The sequence below is a fragment of the Edaphobacter dinghuensis genome (assembly GCF_014640335.1).
Lineage (GTDB): Bacteria > Acidobacteriota > Terriglobia > Terriglobales > Acidobacteriaceae > Edaphobacter > Edaphobacter dinghuensis.
Map to the genome: position 1 here is coordinate 737,609 of NZ_BMGT01000002.1, position 13,685 is coordinate 751,293.

Annotated in this window: 6 protein-coding genes, 1 tRNA gene and 1 pseudogene; 2 read left to right on the forward strand and 6 right to left on the reverse strand. The window is 53.6% G+C overall.

Going from position 1 to position 13,685, the window contains the following annotated elements:
* Positions 1-20: 20 nt before the first annotated feature.
* Positions 21-3,256 (reverse strand): annotated as a pseudogene (locus IEW09_RS18930) (TonB-dependent receptor).
* 999 nt (positions 3,257-4,255) lie between these two features.
* Between IEW09_RS18930 and IEW09_RS08625 the strand changes: the two are divergent.
* Both IEW09_RS08625 and IEW09_RS08630 read left to right on the forward strand, forming a co-directional pair.
* Positions 4,256-7,438 carry a hypothetical protein gene (locus IEW09_RS08625; protein WP_188553753.1) on the forward strand — a complete coding sequence of 1,061 codons (3,183 nt, stop codon included), beginning with the start codon at positions 4,256-4,258 and terminating at the stop codon, positions 7,436-7,438.
* 16 nt (positions 7,439-7,454) lie between these two features.
* A complete protein-coding gene (locus IEW09_RS08630; protein ID WP_188553754.1) occupies positions 7,455-8,540 on the forward strand; it encodes a VWA domain-containing protein in 1,086 nt (361 codons plus the stop codon).
* A 158-nt stretch (positions 8,541-8,698) separates the two neighbouring features.
* On the opposite strand, the gene IEW09_RS08635 is transcribed toward IEW09_RS08630, so the two are convergent.
* The 5 genes from IEW09_RS08635 to IEW09_RS08655 form a co-directional block, all read right to left on the reverse strand.
* A tRNA-Asn gene (locus IEW09_RS08635) sits at positions 8,699-8,773 on the reverse strand.
* A gap of 179 nt (positions 8,774-8,952) precedes the next feature.
* A complete protein-coding gene (locus tag IEW09_RS08640; RefSeq protein ID WP_188553755.1) occupies positions 8,953-9,765 on the reverse strand; it encodes a CAP domain-containing protein in 813 nt (270 codons plus the stop codon).
* 119 nt (positions 9,766-9,884) lie between these two features.
* Positions 9,885-10,844, reverse strand: coding sequence for a GDP-L-fucose synthase family protein (locus IEW09_RS08645; protein WP_188553756.1), 960 nt, complete (start codon positions 10,842-10,844; stop codon positions 9,885-9,887).
* A gap of 147 nt (positions 10,845-10,991) precedes the next feature.
* Entirely contained in the window at positions 10,992-12,077 is a 1,086-nt protein-coding gene (gmd, locus tag IEW09_RS08650; RefSeq protein ID WP_188553757.1) for a GDP-mannose 4,6-dehydratase, read from the reverse strand.
* 134 nt (positions 12,078-12,211) lie between these two features.
* Entirely contained in the window at positions 12,212-13,684 is a 1,473-nt protein-coding gene (locus IEW09_RS08655) for an RNB domain-containing ribonuclease (protein ID WP_188553758.1), read from the reverse strand.
* Between the last annotated feature and the right edge of the window lies 1 nt (position 13,685).

Consider the following 13,685-nt stretch of genomic DNA (forward strand, 5'->3'; position numbering starts at 1 on the left):
CGCTCACATATCGATTTTATTTAGAAAGAGAACTTCACCTTGAAAGCGATATTACGCGGATCGAGTGCAGAAGTGATCTTTCCGAAGGTTGCAGCGCCAACGGTTGTTCCGACGCCATTGAAGGCCGGATGGTTGAAAAGATTAAAGAACTCGCCTTCGAACTTCGCTGTAACAGGAGTGTCTCCAATGAGATTGAAGGTCGCTTTCTTGGAGAGATTGAATTGGGTGCTGTTCAGCCCCGGCTGGCGAATGGTGTTGAACCCCAGATCGCCGAAGGTTCCCAACGCAGGCTGGCTGAAGTTTGCTGTTGAGAAGTAATTGTTGATGTTGCCATGTTGATAGATCACTGAGCCCGTTATGTTAGGCCGTTCCCCCGTATTACCAACACCGGCGCGGTCTGCGGAGATCGTTGCCGTTACCGGCGTACCGCTCTGGAAGGTAGAAACTCCACTGACCTCCCAACCGCCAAGCGTATAAGCCTCCAGGCTGCGACTGCCATGGAAGAACGGCAAGTCGTAAACATAGTTAATGGTGAAGCTCTGTGGTCTGTCATAGGCCGTTGGACCATTTTCATTAGCGAACTGATTTTGCCCCACCTGCGAACCGAGAGAACGAGAGTAAGTGTAAGCCGCTTCAAAGAGGAATCCGTTCTTGAAGTGGCGACGCGCATCGACCTGTACGGAGTTATAGTTCGCAGAAGCAGAGCGGACATCATAGTTGATCGCGGCATAACCTTTGTAAGGACGAACCGTATTGACGTTTACTGTTCCCGCTGCGACGGCAGCGTTAGGCTGGGCTTGGTTGATGTTAGGTGTCTGATCCAGATGGCGGGCGGTGTTGCCCACATAGCTCACTGAAAGAACGGTCGATCCCGGAAGCTGCCTCTCTATCGTAAGAGAATATTGGCTTACGGTTGGGTACAACTTGCGAGTATCGAAGGCAGCGAGTGTCGGAGGGAACAACGTCTGTGCATCAGAAGCGAAACCAGTAAGAGTGGTGTTGTAGATGGTCGCGGATTGCGAGTACGGAGGATTGCCGCTCAGACTTTCGTGGTTGTCATTGTCCCAATGATAAAAGATGCCGTAACCACCGCGGACCGATGTTGCAGAAGAACCAAGAGGTGCCCAGGCAAAGCCAACGCGCGGTCCAATATTGTTCCGCGCGCCCGTGAGGGAACGAGGAAGATCAAGTCCTTTAAGATTGGCCGGTGTGATGATTCCGTTAAGAGGATCACCAGTGCCGGCAACCAATGTTCCTGTCGAAGTAACCGTGGGCGCGTTTGTAGCCGAATACAGACTTGGGACAAAATCTGAGATGCGGTCGTATTTATCGTAACCATTGGGCGCCCCCTGGAAGATCGTGTCACGCACGCCTAGATTGAGCGTGAGGTTACGGGTAACCTTCCAATCGTCCTGCACATACCCTTCAAACATATTTGCGAAGAGATACACATTCGACACATTGTTCTGCTCGACGTAGCTGAAGGCATGGCCAGTAAGAAAATCAGCCAACGGATTGCCGGTTGCAGAACCCGTGAAACTGAACGATCCAGCCTGGCCGCCGTATGGGAAACGATCAAATTTCTGAATACGAAGAATATTGAAACCGGCCTTCAGAGACTGATTGTGCAACTGCTTCGTCAAATCGTCACGCCAGGTGTAAACGTTGTTCGTATTATTCGTAAGTCCCTGTGCGCCAATTGATGAGAATCCGCTAATCGTGATAGTGGGAATCAGGTTATAGATATTCGCGTTATACAAACTTGGAATGGTAAGACCCGCAGGCCGTTGGCCATTGCTATTCGGTGACTGAGTAATCTGATTGCGTGAATAGCCAATCGTCGCCTGGTTCAGCAGCGTTGGTGAAAAATATGGATCCATTGCAACACTCCATTCTGTCCCGGCTTAACAAAGTAACCACCGATCGTTGCGAAAGACTGATTGGAAGGCTTCAAAATTGCCTGCTGCTGACTCCACGCATCATGAGCATAGCGTGCGGTGACCGTATCGCTTTGCGTCAGCGTCGCGTCAACACGTATCAACTCTTCACGCCAACTCGTTTGATTCTTCGGACTGATCACGTAGTTCGACGAGCTCGTGCTGTTAGGTAACGGAAAGTATGCGTTTAAAAGAAGCGCCGCATTCGGATCGATATTTGTAATCTGATTGCCCGCGTAGGGCAGCCCGGTAACAGGATTCTTGATAGGTGCAGACCCGGCGAAGTTTCCAGTTCTTTGCAGAGAGGTGGGTGTCGTCGCAGTAAAGGTGCTCTGCGGTGCTGAGGTGAAACTGGTAAGTTCCGGGCCGGAGCGACGATCGAATGCCTGCGACCAGAAGAAAAATATATTTGGCGTTAACTTACCTTTGGCTCCAGGAAGCAAGCGGCCGCCCACGTCATATCCGAAGTTATTGTCATGCAGAGGCGGCTTCGATGCGTTGAAATAATTGCGAGCATTCAGCGCATCGTTCGAAAACACCTCGTACAAATCACCGTGATATTTCTCGCCGCCAGACCGCGTCACAACGTTTACCTGGCTGTAGCCAAATGACCCGATGTCTGCCGTGTAGTTACTCTTGTGGACTTGAATCTCCTGTATCGCCTCCATCGGGGGAAAGAGATTGAGTCCTCGATTTCCGCCGGTATCCATCGCCAGGATGCCGTCATAAGTAAAAGCATTTGAGTTGATGCGGCCGCCGTTCACCGATGTCAGCGGATTGCCTTCCTGCCCCACGCCCATGCGCTGTCCCGTCTGCGAACTGCTCACACCTGTACCAAGCGAGAGGAGCTGGGTGAAGTTACGGCCATTGGTCGCGAGCTCACTTAGTTGCGTTCCTGTGATGATCGTGTTCAGGGAGCCTTCAGATGTCTCAATTGCAGGAGCAGCAGTCGTCACTGTTGCCACGTCCGATGCGCCCACAGTTAGTTGAAGATTGATCGTGCGCGTTGTATCTGATTGCAGAACAACTCCCTGCTGCTCTATACGTTGAAAACCCGACGCCTGCGCACCAACAATGTACTCCCCGGCGCGGAGTGCTGGTAGAGAGTAAAAACCGGTAGAGTTTGTCTTTGTTGAACGTTCGAGCCCCGTCAAGGTCTGGCGAACTGTCACTTCAGCATCTGGAATCACAGCACCCGAACTGTCACTGATGGTTCCGTTCAACGTACCACTTCCTGAGCTTTGGGCAACTGCAGAGATCAAGGGAGAAAACAGAAGAATCAGTGCGAGCAAACTTGATCGCCTGGAAAGCACAAACATATAAAGCCTCTCTTACGACATGTGTCGCGAAGACGCAGAAATTTCTGCGCGAAATTGAACGTGTAGAAGCACAGAAGTGCCGTCAACACTAGCTATTTATTGAGGGTTTTTAGAAGGAAAGAACTAACCGCACAGGGTTCTCGCCGGACCACAGAGAGGGTCAACAGCAACAACAAAGCGTCAGTTGAGTATGAATGAATTGCATCCGAAAAAGAGACTAACACAAGAAACGCTGTAGTAACAGCTTCGTTCAAGAAGCATCACAAAATGCAACGTGATATTCAAACGCTTGGTGGCTCATTCTTACCGAGTGTAAAATCTCCGATGTATCCAGTAAGTGCTGAGGCTTGTTAGCGTCAACCGACGCTCCACTTCCGGACTATCATCATCAAGCCGCGATAGTTCACGCTCGAATCGCTCTGGCATGTCCGCTTGCCAATAAGTCATGGATTGTCCTAAGTTCAGGTACGACCAAGCTCTCGCGACTTAAAGAAAATCTCAGGTCGCAACCCTCGAACTCGCCACAGACAATGCGTTCGCTCGAAGAGGCCTCCACAATCAGCATCGAAGGGGAACATTACCCGCGACGCACGCAAAGCTAATCGGCCGCTAACCCTATCTGATGGAGACATCCCCCAAATTCGCCCACCCCGCCTTCAGCACACGCGCCTGAAGCTTTCAGTTTTCTGATTTTAATCATTCTTCTCTGGCAATTTACCCCGGGAAGGGAGTAGAGTACATTCCCTTAGGGTTGCCGAGAATTAGGCAAGCATTCTCGACGAGAAAACCAGGGGAATGGCTAGAATGAGGAATTTACTCCTGGCCAACGGAAAATAAAGAGACGGCAAACAATGGCACTCGAAACTTAAGTTCGATGTGCACAGGGTTTGCGGCCTACCGGGTTCGTTTCCGCACCAACTTCGTTCGCAGATTTCGGGCTATTCCATCGATAGCGTCGGAGCCGCAAGGTCTCCGTGGTTGTATGCGAGGTGTCCAGCGATGAAGATCCTTCTTCGTTTGTCTCCCGTTTCTGTAGCAACCTTTCTGGGCCTGTGTATATGCACCTCAATTTACCCTGGCAGGGCAGCCCACGCCGCTGTCACGTCCCCAGCGTCCGACACCATATCGACCAGCCTGAAGGCGCAGGCAACTCCGGCAGTCGACGGTGTCGTCATCCCCGGTCCGCTGCGATCTTTCCTGCGTATGGCCGGTATCAGCCAGAAGGTATCACCGAACGATGTGTTGCCCTTGCTTGCCCGCAATATCTATCTGCACGGCTATGTGCAAGGTAGTCCGACTGAGTACCTGATCCTGGTCGAACGTTATGTGCATCAAGCAAGAGAGCTTCAGATTCTGGCAGGATCGAGCAACACAATTCGAGTCACCAGTTGCGACGATGCTGGAACTTTGGTTCAGATACTCGGCTACAGACTGCGAGAGGGATGCGGGCAGAAAGACTTCACTCTGGAGACGGCAGACCCGAGGAGAGCCTTCCTGACCATCGACTCCGGCTTTCCTCTCGTTGAGCTCGAAGAAGCTCTCGAGAAAGGTGTTCCCTTCGCGTATTCATATCCCGCCTCTCGGGTCCCGGTGCTTCTTCAGGAGAGCGACTGGACCGGACTGAGCACGGGTTCCAGACGAAACTCTAAAAACATAGTGGATGCGCTGTTGAAGGATCCAACCGTCGCCAGGCTTTACTGGGCACTTGCAAAGAGCGATGACGAAACGAGGAACGAGCTGCATCGATCGCCGGGGCTCAATGCATTGCTTCCCTTTGCTCCCATTCTCGATTTCTATGGAAGCCAGATATGCATTCGCTCCGGACAGGTAATTGTTCCCGGTGGAATGAGCACCCAGGCGTACTGGAAAGAACTGGTGGGAGCGAGTCCGTCTAAACCGGGAGAGTTCGTCATCCACCTGCTTGCAAAAGATAACGGATGGCTGACTGTATATTTCGATACCTTGTCGCGTCTCAGTCAAGAACAGCAGAGACACTTCACGGAAGCCCCGCGGCTGACGCGGCTTTATGAGAGCTTTCGAGTAGGCACCTCCAAACTCAGCCCTGCCTCAGGAGTGTTTCGAAAGGCTCCCGAACTCCTGGTTCTGTTTACCCGCGTCCAGTGGGATCCTGACGGTCAACCTCACGTTCCTGGAGATTTGGAGGTCTGGAAAGAGATCTTTCGTCAGAAATCTGATTCCGGAGTTATCCACGACTGGGGCAAGCGCACCCGCTCTTGGAATTCTCCAGAGCAATTGCTCGAGGGCCTAACCGCTGTTTCCTGCGTGGAAGGCGAGACCGGACCACTTCAGATTTATCTCATGTTGGGCGAGCTCGACCGCGAACGGCAGTTTGGGAAACGCTTATCGGTTGAAACCGTGCGCCTCCTGGCCGACCGGTTCACTCAGTTCAACAGCTGGTATCTGGTGTTCACAGAGTTTCCGAGTCTCGACGATGCTTCCATCGTCCATTTTATGAATGTGGCTGATGCGATTGACGGAACTTCCAACCAGACTCTGCGTGAAAATACCTTGGGCGCCTTTCAGGCTACCGTGGGGCTTTGGCAGATATTGGCTCGCCAGAATCAGATTCCGAATGCCGAGCTCAATACGTCCTGGCAGCAGATCATCGAGCCCTTTGGAGCAATCTCTTCCTCTGCTCAGCTCTTCGATGCCACTCGCAACTCACTGGGAAAGCTTCTATTGGCGGCTGGCTCTAAAGCGGACAGCTCTCAGGATGAGATCGTGAGTTTACTTGCAGGCCCTCGTCAGGAAAGCCCGGATGGACAACGGGTGCATATGGCATTAGCCGGAAGGATGAACTCGGTTCTCGAAGACCAACGTCTGGTGTCTCTCGATACTCTGTTTGCACTCAACGACGGCCTGAAGGAGATGGAAAAGGGAAAGGGAAAGGGAAAGGGCGACAGCCTGTTGCCGCTCGCAGCAGAGCTCCATGAATTCGACCTGCCCCATCCGATCTTTACCAACAGCGAAAAGATCGTCTGGGCACCAGCGATCTACACCAATCATCATGCAGAGCTGCAGGTGCGGACCGATCTGACAAGAGTGATCAAAGCACGGAGTACGCCCGCTCAACTCGAAATCGCCAGGGGCCAGCTCGCACCTTTCCTGCGGGATACTTTGGTGGGTTTGAACTATGCCTACTATGAGCCGCCGGGCGCTCAAATCCTTCATCACAATCCTCTCTTCGTCCGGTCGCATGATTTTCTGGGAGTATCGGTGCAAAGTTCGACGGATCGGCTCTGGGCTGCACCTATGTTGCTGGGGGTGGGAACGCCGGCTGGTGGCGGCGCTTATCTGATGGGCTCCCTTGCCGACCTCCCATACTCGCTGGCGGAGACAGAGCAGGATTTCATTGCGCCTGAAAACATCCAGGCACTCATTTGGAAGGAACTCGTTCCTGACCTACTGGTCAGCGCAACGCTTCCGCGCTGGTGGAGCGTGACGCCCAATGAGCTTCACGCTGCTACGCTTTATCAGCGGTCAGGGGAAGAGCTTCTAATTGCATCCGGAAAAAATGTCCCCCTCAGGAACAAGGTCGTCAATATTCTTTCCGACCGCATAGGACCGCGACGTCTGGAGGAAGTGGAACAGTCGCTACGCAGTACACAAACCGCCACTGCGATGGCTTCTCAGATGTTGCCTGCGGAAACCTCGTATCTGTCTGTAGAGTTTTACAAACGATTTCCAGACGAGACAGCTTCATGGGGGCCAGCCGGGCAGCAGCTTAACGAGCTGCGAAGCCGCTATCCGGCAGAAGTGAGTTGGGAACGCTTATCGAGAGATTTCGGGGTGCCTCATCCGCGCCTGGCTCGAACGAACGCTCGCGAGTTATTGAATGTAAAGCCATTTCCTTTCTTTGGTTCCTACTCCTATCGCCTGTTCGGCGAGTCATGGGAATCGAGCAATTTGTACTGGGCTCGCGTGGCCGATGAAATGGGCTATTCACCCATAGCCCTGAACATCCTTGTCCCCGAGTTGATCCGACATACGATCGCGAAGATCTTTGCTACTGAGCCCGAAGACTGGCCAGCAATCCTTCGCGCCATGCATGAGACAGAAGAAGAATTCAAACAGGGCAAAATTGCCGTGCTGCCAGGAATTACACCTGTATCCACAGTGTCAGTGCATGCTGGAGAACATGCAACCGCGCAATCGCAATAGGAGGATCGAGAGGATCATGGCAAAGAAATATTTTCTGTTCCTCTGCTTAGTTTCGTTTCTCTTCTGCAGTACCGGCTCTGGTGCTGGTCAGAACGATGTGTCGCGTATCCACGTGGACGTTGTTCTAGTGCAGTTGAATGTCGCGGTCACCGACGGTAAGGGGAACTATATCAGCGGTCTTACGCCGGAGGACTTCTCCATCGTCGAGGACAATATCCCCGAAAAGACTGCCACTTTCGAAGAGGGTAACGAGCCGCCGCGCAGGCTGGCCGATGTGGCTCCGCCGACTGACCACTCGCTGACGCGGAGTTCTGCCAAACCATCGCAGCCACAGGCGAGCGCGCCAGTGGTCGCAGCGAATCAGGCGCAGACTCCAGCGCTTTGGGCCGCCGGAGCTAACGTCTTCATCCTCTTCGACACCAGCAACTACATGTATCGGGGATTCGTCTTCGCACAGGACTCCATCGCGGATTTCATACGCTCTCTTGAAGGTGTGAGCAAGGTAGCCTTCTATTCCTACAGCCGCGATCTCTCACGCGTCGCCACACTTACTTCCGACCGGTCACAGGTTCTGCGCGGCGTTCGCAGCACGGTTGCCGGCGACGATGCCGCTCTCTACAACTCTCTCCTCCTAACCGTGAAGGATGCCGCTACGTTGACAGGAAAAAAAGCTATCGTCGTCTTCTCCAACGGGCCTGATAACGCCAGTCTGGTGCCTCCAGAGGATGTGGCGGAGTTGGCTCAATCAACCGGAACAATCATCTATATGGTCAGTACCCAGGAGGCCGAAGCCGAACCGGTCTCGACTGCTGTCTTTGAGCGTATGAGCAAGGCCACCGGCGGCAGAGCCTATTTCTCCAGCAGTTGGAGAGACGAGAAGAGGGCGTTTACCTCTATCCGGGATGACCTAGCACATCTCTACACTCTCAGCTACTATCCACAACCCAACCCTAACCGAGGCTGGCGCACCATCAAGGTCAAGCTCGTGGGCAAAGATCTGCAAAAGTATCATGTTCGAACCCGGGACGGATATCGTCTTATCCAGCAGGCTCAAACATCAGCGGCCGCCTTGTCGTCTGCGCCGGAATCTGCTTCACAATGATTACCGCCTCGATCAGTAAGGCAGAAACTTTCTGGCTGTAGGGCAGCGATCTCAGCATCTTACTCAGAGCTTGGACGGGGAAATGCTGGAATCCCGTCAAAACTCACGTCTCCTGGAGCTTGACAACGATTCAGAATTTTCTAAGTTGTTGAATTGATTGGCTCCTGAGGTAGGACTCGAACCTACAACCCTTCGGTTAACAGCCGAATGCTCTGCCATTGAGCTACTCAGGAATATGGGGGACGCGAAGACAGATCGCGTTGCGCTAAGACATTTATAACAAAAGCTAACGAGGGGGTCAAAGGGCTTGGGCAAATCTTGCTACTGAAAGGAGTTTGCTCCTACGTTTAACTAGGCATTTCACTTCTTCTCTCAGCCTGTTTGCTTTTTAGATAAAAATGCGGTTTTGGTTTTAGGGATATAGCAGGACCGCGATATTGTAGGCCGTAAAAGGTCTCGAGGTATCTTCGGCGCAGGCTCCTACAACCGCCTGGTGATACTTGCCTGTGCTCAACCGGGACTGGAGCTGGGCCGGTAGCTGGGCGACGTTATGAGCGGTGTAGCGCATGATGTACCAAGGCTGATGGGTACCGACATAACCGGTGGACATGCTGCACGTCTGGCGGGCATCTTTCTCACTCATCACCTTACCGTTGGCGATCTCCATCCCCGATTTGGCGAGAAGGCTGGCAACGGCTGACTCCTGCGCGTTAAAGGTGAGGGGCTGAACGAGGTTTGCGAAATCCTCTACTGCATAGTATTCATGGTCGCGCACAACAACAGCAATGCCGACGGCATCGACGCCGGGATCAAGTAGATTTTTCCTGTGCCCTTCGGAGTGCATCCAGAGATCGTGAATCATAGCCGCAGCCGGGGCTTCGGCCACATTTTCGGAGATGAGGCTGAAGTGTGCTCCGGCATTAGCTCCCCGCTCAGAGAGCTTTGGCTCTCCGGGAAACTGGTGGGAGATATCGCGATGAGCCGCCATCTCACGAGCGTGAGCCTGGGCAGCCTCGGTAAGGGTAGTATCCAGGCGGAGTGGCTGGAGGCCGCGTGCTATACGATCCTGATTTGCTGAATCAAGGAGGAACTGCACGGCGACACTGGGCGTGGTATTGAAGATGGACTGCGCGTGCAGAGCTGGAGTGATTGCAAAAAACAGAGTTGCAGCAATCAACATCCAGCTTGCTCTGCGTGATACACGGCGCTCTGGGGAGGGCTCCATATCACCGATTCTAGGTTTCTGAAGTAACTCAGGGCATAGCACTTTCGGGGTACTCTGCCCCTGGCTTGCCTGATATCAAACCCAGTTGATCTGCCTTTTTAAGGCAGCTTCCGGTCGGTTCAGGAGATCTGACTGCGGACGGCTTCCCAGGTGGTGCGGATTCCCTCTTCGAGCGAAGTGGTATGGTGCCAGCCTAGGTTGTGGAGACGTGTCACATCCATGAGCTTGCGTGGGGTGCCGTCGGGCTTTGTGGTGTCGAAAACGAGTTCCCCCTTGAAACCAAGGACTTTAGCTACAATTTCGGCCAGCTCGCGAATGGTGACATCTTCTCCCGTACCGATATTGACCAGCGGTGGGGTATCTTCGGTCAGCAGGGAGTTGTATCGGCTGTCGTCGAGATTCATCAGGAAAAGGCAGGCCGCGGCTAAGTCGTCTGAATAGAGCAACTCGCGTCGAGGCGTGCCGGTTCCCCAAACGCTGATGCTGTCAGAGTTGGACTTGATTGCTTCAGCGGTTTTGCGGATGAGCGCGGGCAAAACATGCGAATTGGCCAGATCAAAGTTATCGTTGGGGCCATAGAGGTTGGTTGGCATAGCCGCTAAATACTTTGTTTTGTATTGCCTGTTATAGCTCCAGCACATCTCGATCCCGGCAATCTTGGCCAGTGCATAGGGCCGATTGGTGGGTTCAAGAGGACCGGTCAGCAGACAGGACTCAGGCATGGGCTGAGGAGCGAACTTGGGATAAATGCATGAGGAGCCAAGAAAGAGCAGGCGGTCTACCTGGTTGATCCGGCTCGCTTCGATGATATTGGTCTGGATGATGAGATTGTCGCGGATGAAGTCGGCCGGATAATTATTGTTCGCCAAAATTCCGCCTACCTTCGCAGCGGCGAGGAAGACGTATTCGGGCTTTTCGTTGGCGAAGAAGTCATTGACTGCATCCGTATCAAGCAGATCCAACTCTGACCGTGTGCGCGTGAGCAGGTTGGTATAGCCCTGAGCAGTAAGAGCGCGATGAATGGCTGAACCTACGAGTCCACGATGGCCGGCGATGTAGATACGGGAAGTCTTTTTCATGCTTTTTCTTAACCGATAAGGTGCTTCTAATGAGTTAGATGATGAGGCTGCATCTTTGATCTTTCTCCGCAGAGATCAAAAGATGCAGCGCACTTCTATTTTTTGTGCAGTGCCAAACGGTGGTAACACAGAGCCAACCTGAGCCAGTTATGTTTCGCGGACGTTATAAGCATCGAAGCCGTGTTTCCGAACCAGCGCATCACGTTGCGCTGCCTTCAGGTCGGACTCAACCATATCCGCAACCAACTGGTCGAAGCTGGTGCGTGGAACCCAGCCCAACTCTCGTTGAGCTTTTGCTGGATCTCCGAGCAATGTCTCTACCTCGGTTGGACGGAAGTAGCGCGGATCAACCGCGACGACGACGTTGCCATTTGCATCGACCGCCTTCTCATCCACGCCGCTTCCCTGCCAGGAGAGGTCGAGATCGAGAAGTTTGGCACAGCGCTGGACGAACTCGCGGACGCTGTACTGCTGGCCGGTAGCAATCACGAAATCCTGCGGCTTTTCTTGCTGGAGCATGAGCCACTGCATTTCAACATAGTCGCGAGCGTGCCCCCAATCACGTTTCGAATCGAGATTGCCAAGGAAGAGCTGCGATTGCAGACCCACCTTGATGCGGGAGAGGCCGCGCGTGATCTTGCGAGTGACGAAGGTCTCGCCACGCAGCGGAGACTCATGGTTAAAGAGGATTCCGTTGCAGGCAAAGATGCCATACGCTTCGCGATAGTTGACGCAGATCCAGTAGGCGTACATCTTCGCCACCGCGTAGGGAGAACGAGGATAGAAGGGCGTGGTCTCCTTCTGCGGGATCTCCTGTACGAGGCCATAAAGTTCTGATGTGCTGGCCTGATAAAACTTGGTCTTCTTTTCGAGACCGAGAATGCGGATCGCCTCGAGCAGACGCAGAGGGCCAAGCGCATCGGCTTCGGCGGTGTACTCGGGCTGTTCAAAAGAGACCTGAACGTGCGACTGAGCGCCGAGGTTATAAATCTCATCGGGCTGTACCTTCTGCACGATGTGAATCAGCGACGAGCTATCCGTGAGGTCGCCGTAGTGAAGAATAAGGTGGGGCGACGGGTTGTGCGGGTCCTCATAGATGTGATCGATGCGCGCGGTGTTGAAGAGGGAGGAACGGCGCTTGATGCCGTGAACTTCATAGCCTTTGGCGAGGAGGAACTCGGCAAGGTATGCACCATCCTGTCCAGTGACTCCTGTGATGAGGGCTTTCTTCAAAGCGAGATTTCTCCTTTTTTAGAAGCCGGGGTGGGCTTAAGTGATTTTACTCGACGAAAGGTTAAACGCCGATTTCCAACGACGAGGTAACAGCAGATTATCTTGTGAACATCAGCCCATGACCTGCTGAATGATCATCTGGCAATCCCGAAGTCGATAAAGGCGTGTTGCGGATCGGTGTGCAGCAACGTCACATTGACTGTGTCGCCCACATCCAATCCCTGTTCGCCGTGAATCACCTTGCCTTCAACCGGGGGATGGAAGACGCGCACATAAACGCCCTTGTCGCCGGAGCCGGTGATGACGCCGTGGAAGGTCTTGCCGATACTGTCGGAGAGTGCAACTGCAGCTACCCGCTTCTCCATCGCTCGCTCGACCTTTCGTGCCGCCGCCTCCTGCAGATTGCACTGCTGCGCGATCGCTGCCAGCTCGGCATCGGTGTAGGGCGGCGGCTCGTTGTCGAGCATTGCCTTGACCACACGTTGCGTCACCAAATCGGCAAACCGGCGGTTTGGGGCAGTCGAATGAGCATAATCTTCCGCAGCCAGACCGAAGTGCCCTAATGGCTCTGCATCATCACCTTTGGTCAGAACATATTCACCCGGCCCCATGAGCTTAATGATTGCGAGCGCCAGATCAGGATAGTGAATCGGATCGCTGGCTCGCTTCGCCTGCAGAAAAGCGTTGAGCGCTCCGGAATCAGGCTGCGACGGCAACTTTGTGCCGTTCCGTTCCACCAATTCAACGATGCGATCCCATCGCTTGGGAACTCGTACGACTCGGCGGATGCAAGAACGACGCGCCTCCCGAAGCGCTCGCGCCATAGTTCCATTTGCCGCGATCATAAACTCTTCGATCAGGTCTGTAGCGCGATTATGCTCTGCCGTCCTGATCTCGTGCACCTGACCATCGACTACCACCGGGTCAGCTTCGATGCGATTGAACTCGAGCGCTCCCTGCCGCACCCGCTCCGCACGCAGTGCCACTGCGGTTACATTCTGTAGCTTCAGTTGCGCCTGCAGCTCCGCCGACGCCGCGACCTTTTCGTCGGGCGAAGCTGTCCCTTCAAGCCATGGCCCGACCTTGCTGTATGCAAGCTGTGCCTTATTCCGCACCAGGGCACGATAGATGCTCGTCTGGCCCACTACGCCTTGTGCGCTGACAACAAACTCCACCACCATCGCTGCACGGTCTTCATCTTCATTCAATGAAGTCAGATCAGTGGAAAGCTCATTGGGCAACATAGGAAAGTTACGTACTGCCGTGTAAACAGTCTGCGTCTGCTGAGCAGCGTGCTCATCAATAGGAGAATCTTTGAGCACCGAAGCCGAGACATCGGCAACGCCCACCCTAATACGAATGTCGTTTCCACCAGCTACACTCTCTGCAACCTCAATCTGGTCGAGATCGCGCGAGGTATCGTTGTCGATCGAAGACCAGAGCAGCGGACGAAGGTCACGTTTATCGGGGTCTGGCTCTACAACGTGGCCATCGGCACGAATCTCCTCGACCTGCTGCTCGGTGCCTGTTGGAAAATCCGGATGAAAGCCCTCGCGGATCATCTCCGCTGACGCAGAAGCAGCAAGATCAAAGGTAAGTGTGGACATG